The organism is Vibrio panuliri (genome assembly GCF_009938205.1).
Classification (GTDB): domain Bacteria; phylum Pseudomonadota; class Gammaproteobacteria; order Enterobacterales; family Vibrionaceae; genus Vibrio; species Vibrio panuliri.
This window is the reverse complement of record NZ_AP019654.1, coordinates 547,008-572,892: the sequence shown is the minus strand read 5'-3', so window position 1 is coordinate 572,892 and position 25,885 is coordinate 547,008. Positions and strand designations below refer to the sequence as shown.

The following is a 25,885-nucleotide window of genomic DNA, read 5'->3' as shown; positions in this document are numbered from 1 at the left end:
ACGGAATTTACGAAGAACTCATGGCCATAAATAACCAAAAGCGATTAAGTGTACCACGCTTACTGACTCCTGTAGCCCTCGCGGTCGTTTTAGCGGCGTGTTCGTCTACTTCATCGACATCTCGGTCTGTCGACATCACCAGTGATCCGACTCAATCGGTAACCAATTACCTGATGCGAGCTGACAGCAGCGAAGGAAGTGTACAGAGCGACTGGTTGATCATGGCATTAAAAGCCTCAGTTGAAGCCAACAATAGAAATCAGGCTCAACTGCTGATCAATCGCTTATCTCGTCAGCCATTGACGGACATGCAACAGGCCGAGTGGCAACTAGCTCGAGCTCAACTGCTGTACAACAATCAAGAATTTGACCAAGTCAGTGAGCTGTTGAACTTTCGCCCAACTTGGCGCCTAGCCAACGAACAGTGGAAGGATTACCACCAACTGCGTGCCGACACATTCGCCAAACAGAAAAACTATTTTGCTGCCGCTCAAGAGTTAACTCAGTTAGCGGAGTATGAAGCAAAATCTCAACAAGCGTATTTGGCGCAAAGCATTTGGGAAAACTTGTCCTACTACTCTGAAGCGCAAATCACGCAATTTTCAGCCGCTCCTGATCAAGAAGTTTTTGATGGTTGGTTGCAACTGGCGATTTACCAAGCCACATTGGCGAACAATATCCCGCAGCTCAAAAACACCTTAGAGCAATGGCTGGCTGAAAACCCAAGCCACCCAGCAGCGCTGTACACACCTCAATCGATTGAGGATATTTTGACCTTGGAAGTAACCAAGCCAGTCAACACCGCGCTGTTACTGCCACTGTCTGGTAAATTCGCCAAACAAGCCCAATTAATTCGCGATGGGTTTATCTTGCAGATGATGAACGACTCGCAGCGTGACCCAAATGCCACACTAACGGTCATTGATACCAATAACTCTGACCCAGCACGACTGCAACAGATGTTTATTGAAAAGAACATCGACTTTGTTGTTGGCCCGTTGGTTAAAGGTAACATCGAAGCACTGCAGCAAGCGCAAACGGCAACTGGAGCGCCGCTTCCAATGCTGGCACTAAATATTCCAGACCAAATTCAGACGGGGACGAACGTCTGTTATCTTGCGCTATCGCCAGAGCAAGAGGTTGCCCAAGCGGCTAAGCACCTGTTTGAACAAGGCTATCGCTACCCACTGATTCTTGCACCACAAGGTAAGCTAGGTCAGCGCGTTGTGGAAGCATTCGATCAAGAGTGGAAGAAATACAGCGACAATAAAGTGGCCGTAAACCTGTTTAGCGACAAACGCCAACTGCAACGCAATATCAACACTGCTTTTGGTCTACAAGATAGCCAACAGCACATTGCGCAGATGGAATCATTGCTGGGTATTTCCCTTGAGAGTCAACCTCGCAGCCGCCGAGACATCGACGCGGTCTATATCGTCGCTGGTAGCAGTGAGTTGACACTTATCAAACCTTTTATTGAGGTGGCAATTAACCCAGATACCAATCCACCTAAGCTGTTTTCAAACTCTCGCAGCAATAGCGGTCGTCAGCAATATGAAGACCTTACAGGGGTGATGTACAGTGATATTCCGCTGTTGATTCAACCAAACTCAGCAATTGAAGCGCAAATGAACCAAATGTGGCCAAAAGGCTCTAATGCAGAGAAACGCCTGCAAGCCTTGGGTATGGATGCTTATCTACTGATGGAGCAACTGCCACAAATGAAGATCATTCATGGTGCAACCGTTCAAGGTAACACCGGTGTGCTTAGTATCGACCAAAACTGTGTAGTACAGCGTGAAATAAGCTGGGCTGAACATGGCACTGCTGAGCAAGCTGAGTAGAGGTCTGTTTTTTGAGTCCCAAGCGGAAAAATATTTATCCGCTTGTGGGCTTGAGTTGATCGAACGAAATTTTCGCGCAAAGGGTGGCGAAATAGACATCATTATGCGCGATGGTCAATGCACTGTCTTTGTAGAAGTTCGTTACCGCAACAATCAACAATATGGGCATGCTGCTGAAACTGTTACTTATGTGAAACAGCAAAGATTGATTAAAGCCGCCAACCTTTGGCTACTTAAGCAAGGCATGTCTATTCACTCAACGGCTATTCGTTTTGACTTAGTCGCTATTCATCAAAATGGCGAACAAGTAGAATGGATAAAAAATGCAATTCAAGGATAACTGATGCTCGACAGCATTAAAGAGAGCTTTACCGAAAGCATTCAAATTCAAATCGCAGCAGCGGAAGCTCTGCCTGATGCCATTACCCATGCAGCACAAGCCATGGTATCAAGCCTGCTCAATGGCAATAAGATTCTTTGCTGTGGTAACGGCGGTTCTTCTTCCAATGCACAACAGTTCGTCTCATGCTTACTCAACCGTTTTGAAACTGAGCGCCCTAGCCTACCGGCGATGGCACTAACCTCAGACAACACCACTTTAACAGCAGTCGCGAACGACTATCACTACGAGCAAATTTTCTCTAAGCAGGTTCGTGCCTTTGGTCAACCGGGCGATATTCTGCTCGCTATTTCGACCAGTGGTAACAGTAAGAACGTCATCAAAGCGATGGAAGCGGCAGTAACGCGCGATATGACCATTATTGCCTTCACTGGTAAAGATGGCGGCGAAATGGCTGGCTTACTTGGTGAGCACGATGTTGAAATTCGCATACCTTCTCACAGAACGGCAAGAATTCATGAGGTTCACATGGTGACCTTACACTGCTTATGTGATTTGATAGATCAAGTTCTATTCCCAGCTCATGAAGAGTAAAGAGATGAAATTTGTAAAAGCCCTTTTTGTTTGCCTAGTTCTACTCTCAAGCACCGGATGTGCAGGTTTGTTTGTAGCTGGCGCAGCCACAACCGTGAATATCGTTACGGATACGCGAACCACCAAAGAAATCTGGAACGACAGCAACATCGAATTTGAAGTTGCCGGACTGACCAACAAAGCTCCATACAAAGGCGCGGTGCGTGTTACTGCGAGCTCTTATAAAGGCATCGTGGTACTGATGGGACAAGCGAGTAATGAGCAATTACTGAACGAGTTTGAACAGCAAGCACGCAAAGTGTCTGGTGTGACACAGATACACAATCAAGTTCGCATCAAACAGCCATTATCGCTTGGTGAAATTAGTCACGATAGTTGGATCACAACCAAGGTTAAATCATCGCTTGTCACTGATGATGAACTAAGCGGTACCAAAATCACCGTGATCACCGAAGATCGAGAAGTGTTCCTACTTGGTTATGTTTCTCGCGCTCACGCTGACAAAGCGGCGGAAGTCGCCCGCAATATCTCTGGTGTGAAGCAGGTCGTCAAAGCGTTCCAATACGGTGATTAACCAAAAAAACATTGATCAAAAAAAAGCAGCGTATCAACGCTGCTTTTTTTATACGACTTAGTCAGTTTACTTAACGACACGTAAACTCGGACGACCTTTAGGTCTTGGCGGTTCCTCATCAGAGTCTGACGACTCAGGTTGAGTTTCTTCAGCCAAAGATAACCCTTCATCAACCTCTTCGATGTAACCATCGTCAGCTTCTTCCAGCTCCATGTAGGCTTCTTCTGGGTCAAACATAGTCCCTGCTCCATTTTCACGAGCATAGATAGCTTGAACCGCATAAAGAGGCACAATCACAAGATGTGGACGACCACTAAAGCGAGCGTTGAAAGTAATTTCGTCATCGCCCAGTTGTAAATTACCTACCGCACGTGGCGCAACGTTAAGAATAATCTGTCCATCTTGAACAAATTCTTGTGGAACGCGAACACCAGGTAACGTAGCAGCTACAACAAGATGAGGAGTAAGATCGTTGTCCACCAGCCACTCATAAAATGCACGAAGCAAATATGGGCGGCGTGGGGTCATGCTTGAAATATCCATTAGCGCGAAATTAACGAACTAGGCGCATTTCACGTTCAGCTTCAGTCAGAGAAGCTAGGAATGAATCACGCTCAAATACGCGGTTCATGTAAATTTTAAGCTCTTTAGAACCTGGGCCTACTAGCTCGATACCTAATTGTGGTAAACGCCATAGTAACGGTGCTAGGTAGCAATCGATCAAGCTGAACTCTTCACTCATGAAGTACTCAAATTCAGCAAAAACAGGACCTAAAGTCAGTAGGTCATTGCGCAGTTTGTTACGTGCAGCATCTGATTCTTCAGCAGTACCGTTTACCACTTTCTCTGCTAGTGAGTACCAGTTCTTTTCGATACGGTAAATCATTAGACGGCTGTTACCACGAGCAACAGGGTAAACAGGCATTAGTGGTGGATGAGGGAATCGCTCATCTAGGTACTCCATGATAATTTTTGAATCATAAAGCGCCAATTCGCGATCAACTAGAGTTGGAACAGTTTTGTATGGGTTTAACTCAATCAATTCCGCAGGCAAGTTTGCTTCATCAACTAGCTCAACCTCAACGCTTACGCCCTTTTCAGCGAGAACAATGCGCACCTGATGGCTATACATATCAGATGCACTTGAGAATAGAGTCATCACAGAACGTTTATTGGCAGCTACAGCCATGGAGCCCTCCAGCACACTTACAGAAATAAAAAACAATGGAGGCTAAGCCTCCATTGTAAACAGTCAAATATGGTAATTAGCACGGTATGATAGCACAATTAATGCACATCACGCCAATACTCTTTCTTCAGCAACACCACGACAATGGTAAAGATCACAAGGAAGCCCATCACCCACCAGCCTAATGTATGACGTTCAAGCTTAACTGGGTCACCAGAGTACTCTAAGAAATTGACCAAATCACGTACCGCTTGATCGTACTCTTCTGTATTGAGCTCACCGGAACCATCGGTTTCAATGCCAACCACCACTTCAACCTCGGCACCATCAACCATTTTGGTACCCATAATAGGGGTAGGAATACCTTGCAGTTCCTCTAGCACATGTGGCATACCCACACTTGGGAACACAACGTTGTTCACACCAAATGGGCGCGCTGGGTCTTCATAAAAAGAGCGCAAGTAAGTGTAAAGCCAATCGGTGCCGCGAACGCGAGCAACTAAGGTCAGATCAGGTGCCGGACCACCAAACCATTTCGCAGCTTGTGCTTCAGGCATGGCATTTTCCATTAAGTCACCGACTTTAGCTGAAGGATCAAACATCAAGTTCTCCTTCATCAACTCAACAGGAATACCGATATCGCGAGCCACACGCTCATAACGTTGGTATTGCGCAGAGTGGCAACCAAAGCAGTAGTTCATAAATAGCTTGGCACCATTTTGCAATGACGCTTGATCTGACAAGTCATTGTTCGCTTTATCTAACGGTACATTGGCACCCGCTGCCATCGCCAAAGACGGCAACATTGCAAATAGCACTAAAATCCACTTTCTCATTTGAATGTCACCCTCTCTGGTAATGGTTTCGTTGCTTCGTTTTTACTGTAGAAATACAGCAGCACAAAGAACATGAAATAACCTAAGCTAAAGATTTGCGCCAGTAGCGTGTATAGAGGCGTTGCAGGCAGCGCACCTAAGACACCCAACGCAACAAAGCAGATGGTGAACTGAATAATATTGAACAAGTGGAACTTGCTACGGTAACGGTAAGAACGCACTTTACAGCGATCTAGCCATGGCAAAATAAACAACACCGCGATTGACGCACCCATGGCGATAACCCCAAGCAGTTTATCTGGAACCGCACGTAAGATTGCGTAGAACGGAGTGAAGTACCAAACCGGGGCAATGTGTTCTGGTGTCTTGAGTGGGTTAGCCGCTTCAAAGTTCGGTGGCTCAAGGAAGTAACCGCCCATCTCAGGGTTAAAGAACAGCACGTAACAGAACAAGAATAGGAAGCCAGCCACACCAACTAAATCTTTCACCGTACCGTAAGGGTGGAAAGGAATTGAGTCGATTATGTCGTACTTCTTAGAGTAGTAATCATGGAACTTAAATTGTGTCTGATAGTCCTCACCCATGCTTCCCTTCGGTAACTTGGTCTCAATACCGTCAGGGTTGTTTGAGCCAACCTCATGCAACGCCAACACGTGCAACACAATAAGGAGCAACAGAACAATCGGCAGTGCGATTACGTGAAGAGCAAAGAAGCGGTTAAGTGTCGCACCAGAGATAACGTAGTCACCTCGAATCCAAAGGGTTAAGTCATCACCAATCACTGGAATAGCGCCAAACAGCGAGATGATTACCTGAGCCCCCCAGTAAGACATCTGTCCCCAAGGCAATAAGTAACCCATAAAGGCTTCGGCCATCAACACAAGGAAGATAAGCATACCGAACACCCAAAGTAACTCACGAGGCTTTTGGTAAGAACCGTAGATCAAACCACGGAACATATGGAGGTAAACCACCACAAAAAATGCCGATGCGCCGGTTGAGTGCATATAACGCAACAACCAACCATACTCAACATCTCGCATGATGTATTCAATCGAAGCAAACGCGCCATCACCAGAAGGCACGTAGTTCATCGTCAACCAAATACCAGTGAGAATTTGGTTAACCAGCACCAGCATGGCTAGCGATCCAAATAGATACCAGAAGTTAAAGTTCTTTGGCATCGGATATTCAGAAAGGTGCTTTTTATACGCATTCATTGCGGGTAAGCGTTTTTCTACCCAATCAAGTAGAGCTTGCATTATGCCTCCCCTTCTTCGTCAACACCGATCATGATCTTGGCATCGCTTAAGTACATATGCTTAGGTACAACCAAGTTTAATGGCGCTGGTACACCTTGGAATACGCGACCAGCCATATCAAACTTAGAACCGTGACAAGGACAGAAGAAGCCTGATTTCACACCTTGAACTTGCTCACTAAAACTGTCAGGCAAATAGGTAGGAGAGCACCCAAGGTGAGTACAGATACCAACGGCAACGAAGTATTCTGGTTTAATTGAACGGAACGCATTCTGTGCATAAGCAGGTTGCTGCTCTTCACCGGATGCAGGGTCACGAAGCTGACCATCAAGATCTTTTAACGTATCGACGACTGATTGTGCACGGCGAACTACCCATACTGGTTTTCCTCGCCACTCCACACGCACCATTTGCCCCTCTTCCAGCTTGCTGATATCAACTTCAACTGGGGCACCTGCTGCTTTCGCTTTTTCACTTGGGTTCCAAGATTTAATAAAAGGCACGGCAACCGCTGCAGCTCCCAAACCACCAACAACCGCAGTTGTAGCAGTTAAGAAGCGTCTGCGACCGTTATTTAAAGGCGCATTGCTCATCCAAACATTCTCCCATTTGCTCCTTATGGATTATTGTTATTCCTTACCAAGAGCATGGCTAACAAATTGAGTTTTGTTGTATTTATTTGAGGGCAAATGATAATTAAAACCCTACTTTTTGACAAGGTAAAGCTACTTTTTTGCAACATTTATGGATACAAACGCTAAAGTCGTCACAAAAGCAGAACATTAAGAAAAGAACTATGCCAGAGGTGAGATTGGGGAAAGGATTTTCTTTACGCTAAAAAACAAAAAGCCTGGCATAAGCCAGGCTTTGAAGCCACATCCCAGTAAAACTGGAAAGCGAATCTTTGTAAAAAGATTAACGCTTAGAGAACTGTGGACGACGACGTGCTTTACGTAGACCAACTTTCTTACGTTCAACGCAACGAGCGTCACGAGTAACGTAACCAGCTGCACGTAGAGCAGGACGGAAAGATTCATCGTATTCCATTAGAGCACGTGTGATACCGTGACGGATCGCACCAGCTTGACCTGAAATACCGCCACCTTTAACAGTAACGTATAGGTCTAGTTTCTCAGTTAGTTCAACTAGCTCAAGAGGTTGCTTAACAACCATGCGAGAAGTTGGACGACCGAAGTACTCATCAAGGCTACGCTTGTTGATTACGATGTTGCCGCTGCCTGGTTTAATGAAAACACGTGCAGCTGAGCTTTTGCGACGGCCAGTGCCGTAGTATTGATTCTCTGCCATTTTCGAAATCCCCGATTAGATGTCTAGTACTTGTGGTTGTTGAGCAGCATGGTTGTGCTCAGCGCCAGCGTAAACTTTCAGCTTACGGTACATAGCACGGCCTAGAGGACCACGTGGTAGCATACCTTTAACCGCTAGTTCAAGAACCATTTCTGGCTTACGATCGATCAGCTTTTCAAAAGTGATTGATTTAAGACCACCAGGGAACTCTGAGTGACGGTAGTAAACTTTGTTCTTAGCTTTGTTACCAGTTACAGCAACTTTCTCCGCATTGATAACGATGATGTAGTCACCAGCGTCACAGTGTGGAGTGTATTCAGCTTTGTGTTTGCCACGTAGGCGAGATGCAATTTCACTTGCTAGACGGCCAAGAGTTTTACCTTCAGCGTCTACAACGTACCAGTCGCGTTTTACAGTTTCTGGTTTAGCAACGAAAGTTTTCATGCTAATAATAACCCGTTAATTTAAATTTAAACTTTTACAGGAGTACCCATGTACTCCCACACTGTCTAAGAGCCCAGTCATCACCCCTTCGAGCGGTTGGCACTCTCGACCTCATTCCGAAATAACTTCGATATCAGGTCTGCAGTAACGGTGGGTCGCAGGATTATAGAGAAGTGAGCTGAAAAAATCATCTCTTTTTTTTAAGAAAGATCTCACTTTTTACTGCAAAGGCTAATTTTCAGTTTACTTACGCCAAATGTTCTAGCGCGAGGTAATCATGACTTTGCATCTCAGTTAAACGCGAAAGACAACGCTTAAATTCAAACTCAAGCTGACCATGAGTATAAAGCTCTGCCATATCCACTTCAGCTGAAATGATTAACTTCACATTACGCTCATAGAACTCATCAACTAATGCAATAAAACGGCGAGCAGCATCATCAAGCGTGCGATCCATTTGCACTACATTAGCCAGCAGTACGCTATGGTAAATACGAGAGAGCTCAATATAGTCGTTCTGGCTGCGGGCCGTTTGACAAAGCTGAGCAAAGGTCGCATGCAAAACACCATCTGCTGCGTGCTCAACATCAATCAAGCGATGATTTATTTCAATCTGCTTTTGACTTTGCTTTCCTTCCCCAGCAAGTTGCTGATAATAACGCTGCATGTTGGCAGCCGCCGTTTGGTCCAGTGGATAATGATAGATCTCAGCCTGTTGCAAAGTCCGCAGACGGTAATCAATCCCACTGTCGACATTAATCACGTCACAATTTTGCTCTATCAGTGCTATCGCAGGTAAAAAACGCGCTCGTTGTAAACCATTGCGATACAACTCTGGTGGTGGAATATTTGAGGTCGCGACTAGAATCACCCCTCGGGCAAATAGTGCTTGAAACAGAGTACCAAGAATCATCGCATCGGTAATATCCGAGACAAAAAATTCATCAAAGCAGATGATGTCTGCTTCAGCTTTAAACTTATCCGCCACACTCTCAAGTGGGTCAGTTTCTGCCGCAAGAGCATTCAGCTCGTCATGTACCCGCAACATAAAACGGTGGAAGTGGACACGCATTTTCTTGTCGCTGGGCAAGGCGTCAAAAAACGTATCCATTAAATAGGTTTTCCCTCGTCCAACGCCTCCCCAAAAATAGAGCCCTTTCGGCGCTTGCGGGGCTGGTGCTTTTTTGCCTAGCCAACTTTTCCATTTGGGTATGGCAATCGTAGGGGTTTGTTGATAATCAATAAATTGATGATAGAGCGCATCAAGCGCTTCGACAGCTCGCAGTTGAGCACTGTCTTGCTGAAAATTATGCAGCGTAATATCAGCTTGATATTTTGCTAAGGGTGTCATGGGCTAGACCTTCGTTTCAGTGCAATACCTAGCTATCCACTCTTGCTGCTCTATAATAAATTTTGCGCAGTTTCGCTGGATAGGGTCACACGCATTTTTCTTTATTGGTTTAATTTCTCATAGTACCATGTGACATGAGCATGTGTAACCACTAGGTAAACAACATGTAAAACAAATAATAAGGAGCAATTATGCCTTGGATCTATGCCCTTGCTGGCCTGTTAGTTGGCGCAGTAATTGGATTTGCTATTTCTCGTCTTACAGCACCTAATTACAAGAAACAGAAAAACCTCTACAAAGATTTAGAAACCGCGAAGTTTGAGTTAGAACAGCAAAAACAAGAACTGACTGACCACTTTGCACAAACTGCTGAAATGCTCGATTCGCTCGGCAAAGAGTACACCAAGCTCTACCAACACATGTCAAAGACGTCATCAGAGCTTTTACCAAACATTCCTGCGCAAGATAACCCATTCGCGCAGAAAGTCGCTCAGCAAAACGCTTCAAATAGTGCCGATCAGTCACTAGAAGACGCACCGAAAGATTACGCTAACGGCGCAACTGGTTTGCTACGAGAAGAAAAGAAAGAGTATTTAGATTCACCAGATGGTGAAAGCGGAAAAAAAGCTTCTTAGTCACAGAATAAATTGCTTAACTTGTGAACTAAGTTGTTTTTTTCGAGTCATATCTCCCATAAGTAACTATTGTCCTGCTATTTATTACGTAAATAGTCGAACACGACAGAGCCAACGGATGCCCTCCATTCGTTGGCTCATAATAGGTCCTCACTTTATAGGAGTTATTCGATGAAAAAGCCTTTGCTTGTCTTAACTGCGCTATCTCTAAGCTTAAGTTCGATCATCACACCGTTACCTGCTTCAGCCGCATTACCTCTTTCCGTTGGCGGGGAGCAATTGCCCTCATTAGCCCCAATGTTAGAGAAAGTCACCCCAGCAGTGGTCAGCATTGATGTGGAAGGCACACAGGTCTCTCGACAACGCATCCCTGAACAGTTCCGCTTTTTCTTTGGTCCTGATTTCCCTGCCGAACAGTTACAAGAGCGCCCATTTAGAGGGCTTGGCTCAGGCGTGATTGTTGATGCTAAGAAAGGCTATATCGTTACAAACTTCCACGTAATCAAAGGCGCTGAAACCATTCAGGTCAAGCTACATGATGGTCGCGAATACGATGCTGAACTCATCGGTGGTGACGAAATGGCTGACATCGCATTGCTAAAACTGGAAGAAGCGAAAAATCTTACCCAAATAGAACTCGCAGATTCAGACCAACTTCGAGTTGGGGATTTTACCGTAGCTATCGGTAACCCTTTTGGTCTTGGTCAAACCGTAACATCCGGGATTGTCTCCGCACTTGGTCGCAGTGGTTTAAATATTGAGAACTTTGAAAACTTTATTCAAACCGACGCGGCCATTAACAGCGGGAACTCCGGTGGCGCGCTGGTCAATCTCAACGGTGAGTTGATTGGTATCAACACCGCAATCCTAGGGCCAAATGGCGGCAACGTTGGGATTGGCTTCGCCATTCCGTCCAATATGATGCGAAATCTTGCAGAACAAATTCTCGAGTTTGGTGAAGTGAAACGCGGCATGCTTGGGGTTCAAGGTGGCGAAGTCACCTCTGAACTTGCAGAGGCTCTGGGGTATGAGTCAAGTAAAGGTGCCTTTGTCAGCCAGATCATGCCGGATAGTGCCGCAGAAAAAGCGGGACTGAAAGCGGGCGATATTATCGTTTCAGTGAATGGTAAAGCGATCAGTACCTTCCACGAACTGCGTGCGAAAATTGGTACGCTTGGTGCGGGCAAAGAGATTGAACTCGGCGTGTTACGTGATGGCAAAGAGAAAAACTTTGACGTGGTACTTGGTGAGCAGACTAACGTGAAAACCACCGCAGACAAACTTCATGATGGTTTAGCGGGTGCAGAGTTAACCAACACCAATGCCAGTGACAAAGTGCAAGGGGTTAAAGTAACAGCGGTAGCCGAAGGTTCACCGGCTGAAGGTTATCAATTGCAAAAAGATGACATCATTATCGGCGTGAACCGCCAAAGAGTGAAAAATCTTGCAGAGTTTCGCGCGATTGTGGAAAAACACAAAGGTGTATTAGCGCTGAATATTCATCGAGGTGACCGTTCGATCTATCTCGTCGTGCGCTAAATTTGACAAAACACGCTTTAAACTAACAAGGACAGCGGAGAAATTCGCTGTCTTTTTTATATAATGCTATCCTTCTGATTTTATTCTATCTGTGATTTGTTTGGGGAAGGTATGCTCGGTTTTCTTTTGCGTTCAGTGGGGATTGGTCTCGCGACTGCTGCACTGCTGCTTTTAGCAGTGCCATCACTGCGTACCAACGTCCTGCCAGATACCATTACCCACCCTATCAATGATATGGCGACCTTAAAGGTTTCCTTTAATGATGCGGTGCGTAAAGCAGCCCCAGCGGTCGTCAACATCTATAGCCGAAAATATACCGAAGAAGATCGCTCTAAACTGCTGACTCAAGGCTTAGGCTCTGGTGTTATCGTCAGCGACAAGGGCTATATCATTACCAACTACCATGTGGTTGCTCAAGCCGATCAAATCATTGTGGCACTGCAAGATGGTCGTGTTGCCGCCGCTCAGTTAGTGGGTAAAGACCGCCGCACTGACATCGCCATCCTGCGTATTGAGGGAACCAATCTACCCGTTATCCCACTCAACCCAGATTATAAAGCCAAAGTGGGTGATATTGTTTTGGCGATTGGTAACCCTTACAACCTAGGTCAAACCACTACATTTGGTATCATCTCCGCGACTGGTCGCTCGTCAATCAGTGCGGGAGGCCGTCAAGCCTTTATTCAAACCGATGCGGCGATTAATGAAGGAAACTCCGGTGGTGCATTGGTGAATACTCGTGGTGAGTTAGTTGGCATTAACACCGCTTCGTTTCAACAAGCAACGGATCTTGAAACCTACGGTATTTCGTTTGCCATTCCTTATTCACTCGCCGACCTTATCATGAGAAAGATCATTGCCGATGGGCGAGTCATCCGTGGCTACATTGGTGTTGATGGTCAAGATATCACCTCTGTTACGGCTCGTTTACTCGGTAACGAACACCTTGGTGGCATTATTGTTTTAGGCGTTGATCCTAACGGTCCGGCAGCAGAAGCAGGCTTTCAATCACAAGATATTATCCTAAAGATTGATGGGCAAAAGATTAACGGTCGTCAGAGTGTGATGGAGATTGTCACAGAGCTACGCCCTGGTACAACCGTGGATATTGTCCTACTACGTAAAGGTGAGGAGATGACCGTTCCTGTCACGGTTGCTGAGGATAAAAGAGAATAGTCGCAGAGCCTTCTCTAGCCCGCTCAACAAGCATAAAAAAACCAGCCAATAGGCTGGTTTTTATTTTGCCGAGGATTACTCGTCAGCGCTCTCTTCACTGGAGTCGTCACCGGTATCAATTTCAATACGTGTGACTCGCTGCAAGCCGCGAGGCAGTAGTGCACCACGTCGACCGCGCTCACCGCGGAAGTTTTCCAAATCAGAAGGTTTCAAACCTAACTTACGCTTACCTGCATAGAGAGTAATCGAGCTTTCTTTAGGTATCGAGATAAGATGCGAAACGATCTCTTCTCGCTCTTTTGCCTTGGCTGCAGGGATGTTGATGATCTTGTTACCCTTACCTTTACCAAGTTGCGGCAGTTCCTTAATCGGGAATAGCAACATACGCCCTTGGTTGGTGATCGCTAAGATTTCATCACTGTCTAAATCGCGTATTGTCTGTGGTGTCATCACTTCCGAGTTTTGCGGTAGAGAGACTAATGCCTTACCACTGCGATTCTTCGACAACAGATCGCTGCCTTTACAAACAAACCCATAACCAGCATCAGAACCAATTAACCATAATTGAGATTCTTCACCCATGATCACTTGGCGTACAGAGGTCCCCGGCGCAATATTCAAGCGGCCCGTAATTGGCTCACCTTGACTGCGGGCAGAAGGTAACGAGTGAGACTCAAGCGAATAACTACGTCCGTCACTCCCCAAGAATACCGCTTGTTGGTTACTCTTACCTCGTGCATGTGCGAGGTAACTATCGCCAGATTTGTAGCTAAGACCTTGAGCATCCACATCATGACCTTTCGCATGGCGGATCCAACCTTTGTCAGAAAGAACCACAGTAATCGGCTCACTTGGTACTAGATCGCGCTCAGTGAGAGCTTTTGCTTCAGCACGTTCCACCAGCGGAGAACGGCGGTCATCGCCATACTTCTCAGCATCAGCCTTAATTTCTTTCTTCAGCAAGGTGTTTAGACGGCGCTCAGAACCCAATAGCTGTTCTAGTTTTTCGCGTTCTTTTTCTAACTCGTCTTGCTCACCACGGATCTTCATCTCTTCCAATTTAGCAAGATGACGAAGTTTGGTATCGAGAATTGCGTCCGCTTGAATATCCGTAATACCAAAGCGCGCCATAAGCACCGCTTTTGGATCATCTTCAGTACGGATGATTTCAATCACTTCATCTAGGTTTAAATACGCAACCAACAAACCTTCTAAGATATGTAGGCGTGCTAATACTTTATCTAGGCGGTATTGCAAACGACGAGTCACGGTGCCGCGGCGGAACTCAATCCACTCAGAGAGAATTTGTACTAAGCCTTTAACTTGCGGACGATTGTTTAGACCAATCATATTCAAGTTAACACGGAAGCTCTTTTCCAAATCGGTCGAAGCAAACAGGTGGTTCATCAACTGATCGCAATCAACACGGTTTGAGCGCGGCACAACTACGATACGCGTTGGGTTCTCGTGATCCGACTCATCACGCAAGTCTTCCACCATTGGCAGTTTCTTCGCGCGCATTTGGTTAGCTATCTGCTCAAGCAGTTTCGCGCCAGAGGTTTGGTGTGGCAGAGCTGTGATAACAATATCAGAGCCCTCTTTATGCCATACAGCACGCATCTTGATGCTGCCACGACCAGTACGATAGATCTTCTCGATTTCTGCCTGTGGCGACGTAATCTCGGCTTCTGTTGGGTAGTCAGGGCCTTTAACGAACTGCATCACATCCGCCAACTCCGCTTTCGGGTTGTCGATCATATGAATCGTCGCTTCCGCCACTTCACGCACGTTGTGTGGGGGAATGTCGGTAGCCATACCTACCGCAATACCGGTTACCCCATTCAGTAGGATATGGGGCAAACGCGCTGGCAACATTTGTGGCTCTTTCATCGTGCCATCAAAGTTTGGTTGCCATTCAACGGTACCTTGACCTAATTCACCCAGCAGAACCTCTGCAAACTTAGACAATTTGGCTTCGGTATAACGCATCGCCGCGAATGATTTCGGATCATCTGGCGCACCCCAGTTACCTTGACCATCAACCAATGGGTAGCGGTAAGAGAAAGGCTGAGCCATCAGTACCATCGCTTCGTAACACGCTGAGTCACCGTGCGGGTGGTATTTACCCAACACGTCACCAACAGTACGAGCAGATTTTTTGTATTTCGCCGACGCCGAAAGACCAAGCTCTGACATCGCGTAAATAATACGACGTTGAACCGGTTTTAAACCGTCACCAATATATGGCAACGCACGGTCCATAATGACGTACATTGAGTAGTTTAGATAAGCGTCTTCGGTGAACTTGCGCATTGGCAACTGTTCAACGCCATCATAAGTAATTTCTGTAGACATCCGTTAAACCTCTGCCATATCGCCGTTGTTCTGTAGCCATGAGCGGCGATCATCCGCGCGCTTTTTACCCAGCAGCATGTCCATCATCTCCATGGTCGCATCGCTATCATCAATAGTGAGCTGTACCAAGCGGCGAGTGTTTGGATCCATCGTAGTTTCACGCAGTTGAAGTGGGTTCATTTCACCCAGACCTTTAAATCGCTGTACGTTGATTTTGGCTTTCTTCTTCGACAGACGCTCTAAGATGCCTTCTTTTTCATCATCATCAAGGGCGTAGAACACTTCTTTACCGCAGTCGATTCGATACAGCGGTGGCATGGCAACATAAATATGCCCCGCTTCTACCAGCGCCCGGAAATGACGGGTAAACAGTGCGCACAACAGCGTGGCAATGTGCAGACCGTCTGAGTCCGCATCGGCAAGGATACAGATTTTACCGTAACGCAAGCTCTCTAGATTGTCGCTATCGGGGTCGATACCCAGCGCAACCGAAATATCGTGTACTTCTTGCGAAGCCAACACTTGATCTGCCGAGACTTCCCAAGTATTGAGGATTTTACCACGTAATGGCATCACCGCTTGGAACTCACGGTCACGAGCTTGTTTCGCCGAGCCGCCCGCCGAGTCCCCTTCCACAAAGAAGATTTCAGTACGATTTAAATCTTGTACAGAACAGTCGGTGAGTTTACCCGGTAGCGCCGGGCCTGATGCCACTTTCTTACGCACCACTTTTTTGCTCGCGCGCATACGGCGATGTGCGTTAGCAATACAGACTTCCGCCAGTAGCTCGGCGAGTTGTGGCTTTTCATTGAGCCACAAGCTGAAGACATCTTTCACCACACCAGAAACAAACGCTGCCGTTTGACGCGAAGAAAGACGCTCTTTGGTTTGGCCTGCGAACTGCGGATCTTGCATCTTGACCGATAACACGTATGAACAGCGATCAAACACGTCATCACCCGTTAGCTTCACACCACGTGGCAGTAGATTGCGGAATTCACAGAATTCACGCATCGCATCCAACAAGCCTTGGCGTAAACCATTCACATGGGTACCACCCTGTGCGGTAGGGATCAAGTTAACATAGCTTTCGGTGATCATCTCACCGCCTTCCGGTTGCCAGATCACAGCCCAGTTTGCCGCTTCCGTTTCACCAGAAAACTCACCAGTAAATGGCTCTTCTGGTAACACTGGGTAGCCTTTGACACCTTCAGCGAGGTAATCTTTCAGACCGTCTTCGTACAACCACTGGTAGTCTTTACCATTCACTTTATCGCTAAAGGTAATTTCAAGACCAGGACAAAGCACCGCTTTCGCACGCAGGTTATTAACCAAGCGTGTCACAGAGAAGTTGGCTGAATCAAAGTACTTCGCTTCAGGCCAAAAGTGCACACTGGTCCCTCGGTTACGACGACCACAAGTGCCCGTCACCGTTAGGTCAGAAACTTTATCACCATGTTCAAAAGCGATTTCATACACTTGACCGTCACGTCTTACAGTGACCTCTACACGTTTAGATAGCGCGTTTACTACCGAAATACCTACCCCGTGCAAACCACCTGAGAACTGGTAGTTTTTATTAGAAAACTTACCACCCGCGTGGAGTTTACAAAGGATAAGCTCAACCCCAGAAACTTTCTCTTCAGGGTGAATATCAACCGGCATACCACGGCCATCATCAATGACTTCCAATGATTGGTCTGCATGCAGAATCACTTGTACCTTGGAGGCATGTCCGGCAAGCGCTTCATCGACACTGTTGTCGATGACTTCTTGGCCCAAATGGTTTGGGCGCGCTGTATCCGTATACATCCCTGGTCGGCGACGTACTGGCTCCAAGCCATTAAGAACCTCAATGGCTCCAGCATTATATTGTTCAGTCATAATACGGAAATTCGTTATGGAAATTGAATTGGTTACTTTGCAGAGCGCTGGAAATGAGAAGGTGATTTTGCTTTAAAAATGACACAACTGCTGAATATCTAAGCGTCTTACACTTGCAATAGTATAGGGTGAACATAGTCTGGAAGAGACTAGTTTATGTCAAGTGGGATACGTAAGTAACGAGTAAATTTATGACTCTTCCCTCAATGAATGGCAAAAATTTGAGCAACTATCATTGAGAGAAAATTCATCACTCGAGTTATAAGCCTAAAAACTCGATGATCGGTTGCGGGTATCTTTCAAAGTCGATGAAACTATGATCGCCACCTTGCTCAACCGTCTGCTTTGATAAGGCAAACTTCGCCACCGCTTGACGATAATCAAGCACTTCATCTTCCGTTTGTTGCAACAACCAAAAATCGCTTGGGTTGTTGAGTGTTTCTACATCAAGGGCTTTAAGCTCATCAATATGACGATGTTCTAAAGTGTAGCGCTCATGGGTATAAGGATTCTCTTGTTCACCAAGATAATCCAGCAACAGCTCATAAGGCTTTACTGCAGGATTGACTAACACCGCTTTAAAACCAAAACGGCTGTTTAGCCACGTCGACATATACCCACCGAGCGAACTGCCCACTAAACCTATTTGGTAGTCAGAATGGTATTGCTCAATAAGTTCTAGCAAGGTTTGTGCGGCTTGCTCAGGGAAGCACGGCAATTGAGGAATCACAACTTTGATGTCTGGGCGATACGTATCGCAATACCCTTTCATCACATTGGCTTTATGGGATAACGGTGAACTGTTAAACCCATGGATATACAGTAACAAGGAGGGTTTCATGGTTTCGACTCTCTCGCGATTAGTTCTCTCTAAATCGCTGATTCTCATTTAGCAGAGGGGTCCCTAACGGGTTAATACCCGTTAGAGTCAAAATTGGGTGCAAATAGCCCATCTTCGAGACGCTTCACTCGCGTATCAAAACTACCATCAGCGTGAAGCTCTAACTCACGCCAACCTGGCGAACACGAGTCCAATGCAAAGTCGTCACTATTCGGCTTAAACTGGACGCAAGTTGAAGGCGTTGCGATCACAGTCGCGCCACTGTGCACCTTCTGCATGTCTTGGTGTACGTGCCCACACAAAATAGCGCGCACATTACTATGGCGTTCTACAACCTGCCAGAACTGCTCAGCATCTTTTAAAGTATGTTGATCCAACCACGCGCTACCAACCAACAGTGGGTGGTGATGCAATAGCACAAGCGTATGACGCTCAGGATATTGAGCAAGTTTGCTCTCTAGTAGCGCCAATTGGCTTTGACTTAGACGCCCGTGAGGAACACCCTCAACTTGAGAGTCGAGCAGAACCATTTGCCAGTGCTCGCCAAGCAGTGCATGTTCAACTTGCATAATCTGCTGCGATGGCATCACCGAGTTCATACTTGGCTTATAGTCATGGTTGCCCGGTAACCAGAAGCAATCTTGTTTTAATGGCTTGATACCTTCGGCAAATCGGCGGTAAGAAGCATCGCTGTGATCTTGAGAAATATCCCCCGTCGCCAAAATGGCGTCAAACTGGAAACTCTCATCAGTCACGGCTTCCACGACCGCTTTAAAACTCTCGTTTGTACAAACGCTAAGCAGACTTCCGTCTTCCGCTTCAAACAGATGAGTATCGGTGATTTGCAGTAATTTAATTGTGTCTTTCACTTTGGTGTTCGACGTCACTTTCAAATTTAAAACCTAAATATTCAGAGGCGTGCGGCTAATTCCATGCCGTAAACAAAACGACAGCCAATCGCCTAGAAAACGGTTCAACTGTGCTTTTTCGTCTTTTTGAACCATTTTATCATTCGGATAATCGTATCGAGCTTTCACTCGACTTAAGTATTCACTGCTACACACTTCTGCTACTCGAGCATCGTGGTAAAGCCTGACAGACATTTTCGGCAATGGAAATATAGGAACGTCATCACTTTGACAAATATCGACCAAAGTTGTGTACTTTGTGACTTCACCCACTTGTATTTGGTACGACATGCTGGCCGCTTGATAGCAGCGTACATCGCCGACGCTCGGTTGAGTGGGCAACAAAGCGTTTAACTTGGCGTAATTGGTCTCATAAACCCGCATCAATTCAGCCAAATCAACATGATACGGTTTTCTATTTATTACTCTTGCCATTCTGCCTGTAAACGTTGGTAGTTAAGTTGCAACCATTGTAGCGCAATAATAGAGGCGCCGTTTTCAAACCGACCGCTTTCTACCCATTGATATGCCTGCTCGCGAGTCACAACATGGACACGAATATCTTCACCTTCATAGTCTAACCCATGAACGCCATACGCGGTCGATGCATCAACTTCACCAACGAAAACATCTAAACGTTCAGAGCAACCACCAGAAGAAGGATAATAAGATGTCACCTTACTTAACCGGCCAACTTCTATGCCTGCTTCTTCCGTTGCCTCTCGACGTGCTACGTTTTCTGCACTCTCTGCTTTATCGATAATGCCAGCAACAATTTCCAACTGCCAAGGGTTCTCATGCTCTAAGGCTCCAACGCGAATTTGCTCAACCAACACGACACTATCTGTCGTGGGATCATAAGGAAGCAGCGCCGCAGCATGTCCACGTTCAAACATTTCACGCTCAATGACTTCACTCCAACCACCTTCAAACAATCGATGCTTAAAACGGTACTTGACCATCTTAAAGAAGCCTTGGAAAAGCGTCTCTTTTGATATTATTTCGACATCTTGTGTGGAAAATATTGGTGAATCATTATTCAACTGTTGCATTTAACACCCCTGTCAATGAATCATATAGTTTACTGAGAGTCTTAAAGTTGTTCCATCGACTCAGCTCAACTTTTTGTATAATTTTTCTAAAAATATTTAAGTTTGCATCTTTTTTATTGCACAGATGGTCAATTAATTGTAAAAGATTGCAAAGTTTAGAATGAATTAGCGCCAATTTGAGTTACACTCATGAACAGCAGAACCCAATTTTATATTTAGCAGGAATCTAACCCATGAAAAAACTGCTTCCACTTTTTATCAGTGCAGCACTAGGTAGCCTTAGTACTTCCGCTTGGGCTGATACTCTGGCAGATATCTATAACCAAGCAAAAGAAAACGATCCAACATTGCTCAAGGCAGCTGCAGAACGTGATGCTGCATTTGAAGCAATCAATCAAAGCCGTGCAGATCTGTTACCGCAGATTAGCTTAAGCGCGAGCTATGATCTTGATCGTGGTGAGCAAGATACAACAAGCCGTGGAACGTTAGACGGCGATAAAAATACATTTGCTGCCGGCATTGGATTTTCTCAAGAGATCTACGATCGCTCAAGCTGGGTAACACTCGATATCGCAGAAATGTCTGCACGTCAGCTTGATTCCGCGTATGCCGCGTCTCAACAAGCGCTAATCTTGCGTGTATCGCAAGCCTACTTTGATGTTTTACGCGCTCAAGACACTTTAGTTTTTGTTCAAGCAGAAAAAGCCGCGGTTGGCCGCCAATTAGAGCAAACAAAACAGCGTTTTGAGGTAGGTCTATCAGCGATCACTGACGTACATGATGCACAAGCGCAGTACGATGCAGTATTGGCCGATGAAGTTCTAGCCCAAAATAGCCTAACTAACAGCTATGAAGGCTTGCGCGAAATCACGGGGCAAGAACACGCAAACTTAGATGTGCTGGATACCAACCGCTTCTCTGCAAGTAAGACCGCAGAGAGTATTGACCAGATGTTAAAAGATGCGCAGCAAAAGAACCTAAACTTGCTGTCTAGCCGTATTGCGCAAGATATTGCCAAAGAGCAAATTTCACTAGCAAGCTCTGGTCACCTACCAACACTTAGCCTAGATGGTAAGTATGGTATCAGCGATGTTTCAAACTCTAGCGATGATTACGACGCAGACAACTTCAATGTTGGTTTGAATCTATCGTTGCCACTTTACCTAGGTGGTAAAGTTAACTCTGCAACCAAAGAAGCCGAGTTTGGTTATGTCGCCGCAAGTCAGCAACTTGAAGCAACCTACCGTAGCGTAGTAAAAGATGTGCGTGCGTTTAACAACAACATCAGCGCTTCGATTGGTGCACTACGTGCGTATGAGCAAACCGTGGTCTCTGCACAATCGGCACTTGAAGCAACAGAAGCTGGTTTTGATGTGGGTACACGTACGATTGTTGACGTATTAGACTCAACACGTCGCCTGTACGATGCGAACAAAAACCTATCTAACGCTCGCTATGATTACATCATAAGCGTACTGCAACTGCGCCAAGCAGTCGGCTCTTTGAATGAGCAAGATATTCTCGATATCAATGCCGGTCTAAAGCCAGCAAAGTAGTAGTTTAAAGCATAAAAAAACCTGCTCGATGAGCAGGTTTTTTTTCGTCTTGCGTTTGAAGCAATGATTACTCTTGCTCGCGGAATACCACTAAGCGTTTCGGAGCGACGCGACCATTGTCATCTATTTGCGCGACACCGATAAAGAGCTTTTCTTTGCCACTTGTCATGCGCACCGTACCTTCTGCTGGCGCACCAGCAACTTGTACAGGCATACCATGTTGAACTAAATCCGTTAACTCGGCATTCATGTTCACTTCTGGTAGGTCTTCGACAGCGGTATCCATCGGCAACAACAGAGGATCAAGTAACTCGCGCGGTGCAATCTCTTCACGATGTGCTTGCTCAAGCAATTCATTCAACTGCTCTAGCGTTACCATACGTTCATAAGGATACTTCGCAACGCCAGTGCGACGCAGCATAGTTACGTGAGCACCGCAGCCCAGCATTTCACCTAAATCGTCAACGATAGTGCGGATGTAAGTACCTTTCGAGCAGTGCACTTCCATCTCCACTTCATCGCCTTCAAAACGATGCAGTACTATTTCGTATACGGTGATCTTGCGCGATTCACGTGGTACCTCAATGCCTTTACGTGCGTATTCGTACAAAGGTTTACCTTGGTACTTAAGCGCAGAGAACATAGATGGTACTTGATCAGATTCACCACGGAATTTATCGATGCACGCTTCTAGCTTAGCCAGATCCACGTCGACTGGGCGAGTTTCAACCACTTCACCATCAGAATCAGAGGTATCCGTGCGCTCACCCAACTTGGCAATAACGCGGTAGCGTTTATCTGAGTCCAATAGGAACTGAGAAAACTTGGTCGCTTCACCTAAGCAAATTGGCAGCATGCCCGTTGCTAGAGGATCCAGAGCGCCAGTATGACCCGCTTTTTCTGCAAAGTAGATACGCTTTACTTTTTGTAGCGCATCGTTTGATGAAATACCGGTTGGCTTATCCAATAGGATCACGCCATCAATAGGACGACCTTTGCGACGACGAGCCATTACTCTTCGTCCTCACGACCCGCATCTTTTTGCTTCTGCTTGTCGTTAGTGACAACTTCAGTCACAAGATTCGACATACGCATACCTTCCACTAAAGTGTTGTCGTAGTGGAAACGAATTTCAGGTGTTAGACGTAAACGAATACGCTTACCTAGCATCATGCGGATGTGAACTTCATGCTCGCGCAGAGCAGCAAGGCATGATTCCGGTGTTTGCTCACCCACGCATAGGAAAGTCACAAATACTTTCGCGTAAGCAAGGTCACGAGAGACTTCTACGTCTGAGATGGTAACCATACCCAAACGTGAATCACGAACTTCGCGCTGCAGGATCATCGCAAGTTCTTTTTGCAGCTGCTGTGCTACGCGCTGCGTGCGGCTAAATTCTTTTGACATAATTCTTCTCTTATATAGAAAGAATGGGGGGATGGTTAACCCAGCCCCCCATGGCGTATTCAACAACCAGTCATTGCATTAAAGCAATTTTAGTCAATTAATCCAGTGTACGTTTGATTTCCACTGTTTCGAATACTTCGATTTGGTCACCTGCGCGAACGTCATTGTAGTTCTTAACGCCGATACCACACTCGTAGCCATTCTTAACTTCAGCAACGTCGTCTTTAAAGCGACGTAGTGACTCAAGCTCACCTTCGTAGATTACTACGTTATCACGTAGTACACGGATTGGCGCGTTACGCTTGATCAAACCTTCGGTTACCATACAACCTGCGATTGCGCCCAGTTTTGGTGACTTAAATACGTCACGAACTTCAGCAAGACCAATGATCTCTTGCTTGAATTCTGGAGCAAGCATACCACCCATCGCTTGTTTAACTTCGTCGATTAGCTGGTAGATGATTGAGTAGTAACGTAGATCAACACTTGCTGCTTCAATAGCACGGCGAGCAGAAGCGTCAGCACGTACGTTAAAGCCAAGGATGATTGCGTTTGAAGCTTCTGCTAGAACTGCGTCAGTTTCAGTGATACCACCTACACCAGAACCTACGATGTTAACTTTAACTTCGTCAGTTGATAGTTTCAGTAGTGAGTCAGCGATTGCTTCTACAGAACCTTGTACGTCAGCTTTTAGTACTACGTTCAGTTCAGCAACTTCACCAGCAGCCATGTTCGCGAACATGTTCTCTAGTTTAGATTTCTGCTGACGAGCAAGTTTCACTTCACGGAACTTACCAGCACGGTAGTTTGCAACTTCACGCGCTTTACGCTCATCACGAACCACTGTCGCTTCGTCACCTGATGAAGGTACACCTGAAAGACCTAGAATCTCTACAGGGATTGAAGGACCAGCTTCAGTGATCTCTTTACCTAGCTCATCGCGCATTGCACGTACACGGCCGTATTCTTGACCACATAGTACGATGTCGCCTTTATGCAGAGTACCTGATTGAACAAGTACAGTAGCAACAGGACCACGACCTTTGTCTAGACGAGATTCAACAACCACACCAGATGCCATACCTTCAGCAACAGCTGTAAGTTCTAGAACTTCTGATTGTAGAAGGATTGCTTCTAGAAGACCTTCGATGTTTGTACCCTGTTTCGCAGAGATGTGAACAAACATGTTCTCACCGCCCCACTCCTCAGGAATAACGTCGTATTGAGCTAGCTCGTTCTTAACGTTATCTGGGTTCGCGTCTTCTTTATCGATCTTGTTTACAGCAACAATCAGAGGAACGCCTGCCGCTTTCGCGTGCTGGATCGCTTCCACTGTTTGTGGCATTACGCCATCGTCCGCAGCCACAACTAGTACAACGATATCTGTCGCTTGAGCACCACGAGCACGCATTGCAGTAAACGCCGCGTGTCCAGGAGTATCAAGGAAAGTGATCATACCGTTTTCAGTTTCAACGTGGTATGCACCGATGTGCTGTGTGATACCACCAGCTTCGCCAGAAGCAACGTGGGTACGACGGATGTAGTCAAGTGTTGACGTTTTACCGTGGTCAACGTGACCCATGATAGTAACAACAGGTGCACGTGGCACAGCTTCAGCGTTGTTATCACGATCGCTTAGTACAGCTTCTTCAAGTTCGTTTTCTTTGCGAAGAACTACCTTGTGACCCATCTCTTCTGCAACAAGTTGTGCAGTTTCTTGGTCGATCACTTGGTTGATGGTCGCCATTGCGCCCATCTTCATCATCACTTTGATAACTTCTGTTGCTTTAACAGACATCTTGTTCGCAAGTTCAGACAGAACGATCGTTTCACCGATCACAACGTCAGCTTTCGCTACTGCGGCAGTCTTATCGAAAGCCTGTTGCATTGAACTTGGTTTCGCCAACTTACCTTTTTGACGACCGCCTTTACCACCACGAGGGTTACGACCGCCACGCTCTTGCTCATCAGTCTTAGCAGACATTTTCTTCTGCTTACGACGACGGCTAGCGCCTTCTACTTTACGATCTGCTTCATCTTCGGCTTCACGTGCGTAACGTGAAGTCGTTACATGGTAATCTGTATTTTCCATATCACCCTTTTTCTCTTCTGCAGCAGACCAACGCTCTTGGTTCTTTTCAGCCATCTCGCGAGCTTCTTCAAGCTTGCGCTGACTATCCTCTTCAGCCTTACGCTTGGCTTCTTCTTCCTGACGACGCTTAAGCTCGTCGGCCTCTTTTCGCGCTGCTTCTTGCTTAATTTTTTCTTCAGCACTGCGTTCAGCATTCGCTTTCTCTGCTTCTGCTTTACGTTGTGCTTCCGCTTCACGCTTAGCTTTTTCTTCAGCTTCGCGTTGTGCTTTTGCTTCAGCTTCACGTTTAGCTGCTTCTTCAGCTTCACGTTTAGCCGCTTCTTCTGCCTCACGCATAGCTGCTTCTTCAGCTTCGCGTTTAGCTTGATCTTCAATTGAACTGCGTTTCACGTAAGTACGTTTCTTACGCACTTCAACTTGAACATCTTTACTCTTGCCGCCACCAGCGTTGACACTCAGAGTGCTACGAGTCTTACGTTGTAATGTAAGGCGTGTAGGCGCTGAATCACCCGACGTATCGCCGTGTTCTTTTTTAAGATGGCTGAGAAGCTGTTGCTTCTCGCCTTCTGAAATCGCATCACCGCTAGATTTGTTAATACCAGCGTCAGCAAGTTGTTCTATTAAGCGGTCAACTGGCGTGCCAATCTCTTCACTCAGAGTTTTTACTGTAAGTTGTGTCATTCCGCTTCCTCCTTGCT

25 protein-coding genes are annotated in these 25,885 nt (G+C 46.1%); 8 read left to right on the top strand and 17 right to left on the bottom strand.

The features are described from left to right. Nucleotides 1-20: 20 nt before the first annotated feature. The 4 genes from GZK95_RS02675 to GZK95_RS02660 are packed head-to-tail and all read left to right on the top strand — an operon-like array spanning nucleotide 21 to nucleotide 3,352. Nucleotides 21-1,844, top strand: coding sequence for a penicillin-binding protein activator (locus GZK95_RS02675; protein ID WP_075713665.1), 1,824 nt, complete (start codon nucleotides 21-23; stop codon nucleotides 1,842-1,844). Further along, nucleotides 1,819-2,184: a YraN family protein gene (locus GZK95_RS02670; RefSeq protein WP_075709914.1), complete on the top strand. Its 366-nt coding sequence runs from the start codon at nucleotides 1,819-1,821 to the stop codon at nucleotides 2,182-2,184. Before GZK95_RS02675 ends, GZK95_RS02670 begins: the two co-directional genes overlap by 26 nt. A gap of 3 nt (nucleotides 2,185-2,187) precedes the next feature. Continuing rightward, nucleotides 2,188-2,778, top strand: a complete 591-nt coding sequence (locus GZK95_RS02665; protein ID WP_075713667.1) for a phosphoheptose isomerase — start codon at nucleotides 2,188-2,190, stop codon at nucleotides 2,776-2,778. Then, nucleotides 2,768-3,352, top strand: coding sequence for a BON domain-containing protein (locus tag GZK95_RS02660; protein WP_404817693.1), 585 nt, complete (start codon nucleotides 2,768-2,770; stop codon nucleotides 3,350-3,352). The genes GZK95_RS02665 and GZK95_RS02660 overlap by 11 nt, the downstream gene beginning before the upstream one ends. 66 nt (nucleotides 3,353-3,418) lie before the next feature. Here GZK95_RS02660 and sspB read toward each other — a convergent pair whose 3' ends face one another. From sspB to zapE, 8 genes are all read right to left on the bottom strand, one after another. Next, nucleotides 3,419-3,895, bottom strand: coding sequence for a ClpXP protease specificity-enhancing factor (gene sspB, locus GZK95_RS02655; protein WP_075709911.1), 477 nt, complete (start codon nucleotides 3,893-3,895; stop codon nucleotides 3,419-3,421). A 10-nt stretch (nucleotides 3,896-3,905) separates the two neighbouring features. Then, a complete protein-coding gene (sspA, locus tag GZK95_RS02650) occupies nucleotides 3,906-4,541 on the bottom strand; it encodes a stringent starvation protein SspA (protein ID WP_075709910.1) in 636 nt (211 codons plus the stop codon). Nucleotides 4,542-4,639: 98 nt separating this feature from the next. Beyond that, complete coding sequence (locus GZK95_RS02645) at nucleotides 4,640-5,377, bottom strand: cytochrome c1 (protein WP_075713669.1); 738 nt, start codon at nucleotides 5,375-5,377, stop codon at nucleotides 4,640-4,642. After that, complete coding sequence (locus GZK95_RS02640; protein ID WP_075709908.1) at nucleotides 5,374-6,639, bottom strand: cytochrome b; 1,266 nt, start codon at nucleotides 6,637-6,639, stop codon at nucleotides 5,374-5,376. The genes GZK95_RS02645 and GZK95_RS02640 overlap by 4 nt, the downstream gene beginning before the upstream one ends. Next, complete coding sequence (gene petA, locus GZK95_RS02635; protein ID WP_075709907.1) at nucleotides 6,639-7,232, bottom strand: ubiquinol-cytochrome c reductase iron-sulfur subunit; 594 nt, start codon at nucleotides 7,230-7,232, stop codon at nucleotides 6,639-6,641. Before petA ends, GZK95_RS02640 begins: the two co-directional genes overlap by 1 nt. 322 nt (nucleotides 7,233-7,554) lie before the next feature. Beyond that, on the bottom strand, nucleotides 7,555-7,947 hold the full coding sequence (rpsI, locus tag GZK95_RS02630; protein ID WP_038866232.1) for a 30S ribosomal protein S9: 393 nt from the start codon (nucleotides 7,945-7,947) through the stop codon (nucleotides 7,555-7,557). 15 nt (nucleotides 7,948-7,962) lie between these two features. Further along, nucleotides 7,963-8,391: a 50S ribosomal protein L13 gene (rplM, locus tag GZK95_RS02625; RefSeq protein WP_075649306.1), complete on the bottom strand. Its 429-nt coding sequence runs from the start codon at nucleotides 8,389-8,391 to the stop codon at nucleotides 7,963-7,965. Nucleotides 8,392-8,638: 247 nt separating this feature from the next. Continuing rightward, nucleotides 8,639-9,742, bottom strand: a complete 1,104-nt coding sequence (gene zapE, locus GZK95_RS02620; RefSeq protein ID WP_075713673.1) for a cell division protein ZapE — start codon at nucleotides 9,740-9,742, stop codon at nucleotides 8,639-8,641. A 191-nt stretch (nucleotides 9,743-9,933) separates the two neighbouring features. Between zapE and zapG the strand changes: the two genes are divergently transcribed. The 3 genes from zapG (at nucleotide 9,934) to degS (ending at nucleotide 13,092) form a co-directional block, all read left to right on the top strand. After that, nucleotides 9,934-10,377 (top strand): Z-ring associated protein ZapG, encoded by a 444-nt coding sequence (gene zapG, locus GZK95_RS02615; RefSeq protein WP_075713675.1) that lies wholly within the window; start codon nucleotides 9,934-9,936, stop codon nucleotides 10,375-10,377. A 171-nt stretch (nucleotides 10,378-10,548) separates the two neighbouring features. Further along, on the top strand, nucleotides 10,549-11,916 hold the full coding sequence (locus GZK95_RS02610) for a DegQ family serine endoprotease (RefSeq protein ID WP_075713677.1): 1,368 nt from the start codon (nucleotides 10,549-10,551) through the stop codon (nucleotides 11,914-11,916). A gap of 111 nt (nucleotides 11,917-12,027) precedes the next feature. Further along, the gene (degS, locus tag GZK95_RS02605) at nucleotides 12,028-13,092 is read left to right on the top strand and encodes an outer membrane-stress sensor serine endopeptidase DegS (RefSeq protein WP_075709903.1); all 1,065 of its coding nucleotides are present in this window, start codon (nucleotides 12,028-12,030) and stop codon (nucleotides 13,090-13,092) included. 75 nt (nucleotides 13,093-13,167) lie between these two features. On the opposite strand, the gene parC is transcribed toward degS, so the two are convergent. The 6 genes from parC to nudF form a co-directional block, all read right to left on the bottom strand. Further along, nucleotides 13,168-15,447, bottom strand: coding sequence for a DNA topoisomerase IV subunit A (gene parC, locus GZK95_RS02600; protein ID WP_075709902.1), 2,280 nt, complete (start codon nucleotides 15,445-15,447; stop codon nucleotides 13,168-13,170). Between the two features lie 3 nt (nucleotides 15,448-15,450). After that, nucleotides 15,451-17,331 carry a DNA topoisomerase IV subunit B gene (gene parE, locus GZK95_RS02595; protein WP_075709901.1) on the bottom strand — a complete coding sequence of 627 codons (1,881 nt, stop codon included), beginning with the start codon at nucleotides 17,329-17,331 and terminating at the stop codon, nucleotides 15,451-15,453. Between the two features lie 259 nt (nucleotides 17,332-17,590). Further along, a complete protein-coding gene (yqiA, locus tag GZK95_RS02590; protein ID WP_075709900.1) occupies nucleotides 17,591-18,172 on the bottom strand; it encodes an esterase YqiA in 582 nt (193 codons plus the stop codon). Nucleotides 18,173-18,243: 71 nt separating this feature from the next. Next, nucleotides 18,244-19,065, bottom strand: a complete 822-nt coding sequence (cpdA, locus tag GZK95_RS02585) for a 3',5'-cyclic-AMP phosphodiesterase (RefSeq protein WP_075709899.1) — start codon at nucleotides 19,063-19,065, stop codon at nucleotides 18,244-18,246. Nucleotides 19,066-19,074: 9 nt separating this feature from the next. Further along, nucleotides 19,075-19,515: a DUF1249 family protein gene (locus tag GZK95_RS02580; protein ID WP_075709898.1), complete on the bottom strand. Its 441-nt coding sequence runs from the start codon at nucleotides 19,513-19,515 to the stop codon at nucleotides 19,075-19,077. Beyond that, nucleotides 19,503-20,132, bottom strand: a complete 630-nt coding sequence (gene nudF / locus GZK95_RS02575; RefSeq protein WP_075713682.1) for an ADP-ribose diphosphatase — start codon at nucleotides 20,130-20,132, stop codon at nucleotides 19,503-19,505. Before nudF ends, GZK95_RS02580 begins: the two co-directional genes overlap by 13 nt. Nucleotides 20,133-20,365: 233 nt before the next feature. Here nudF and tolC point away from each other — a divergent pair, with 233 nt between their 5' ends. Next, the gene (gene tolC, locus GZK95_RS02570; protein WP_075713684.1) at nucleotides 20,366-21,688 is read left to right on the top strand and encodes an outer membrane channel protein TolC; all 1,323 of its coding nucleotides are present in this window, start codon (nucleotides 20,366-20,368) and stop codon (nucleotides 21,686-21,688) included. A 67-nt stretch (nucleotides 21,689-21,755) separates the two neighbouring features. Here the strand turns inward: tolC and truB are convergent, their stop codons facing one another. From truB to infB, 3 genes are all read right to left on the bottom strand, one after another. Then, entirely contained in the window at nucleotides 21,756-22,700 is a 945-nt protein-coding gene (gene truB, locus GZK95_RS02565) for a tRNA pseudouridine(55) synthase TruB (protein ID WP_075713686.1), read from the bottom strand. Further along, nucleotides 22,700-23,095, bottom strand: coding sequence for a 30S ribosome-binding factor RbfA (rbfA, locus tag GZK95_RS02560; RefSeq protein WP_075709894.1), 396 nt, complete (start codon nucleotides 23,093-23,095; stop codon nucleotides 22,700-22,702). The genes truB and rbfA overlap by 1 nt, the downstream gene beginning before the upstream one ends. Nucleotides 23,096-23,192: 97 nt before the next feature. After that, nucleotides 23,193-25,868, bottom strand: coding sequence for a translation initiation factor IF-2 (gene infB / locus GZK95_RS02555; RefSeq protein WP_075709893.1), 2,676 nt, complete (start codon nucleotides 25,866-25,868; stop codon nucleotides 23,193-23,195). Nucleotides 25,869-25,885 lie beyond the last annotated feature (17 nt).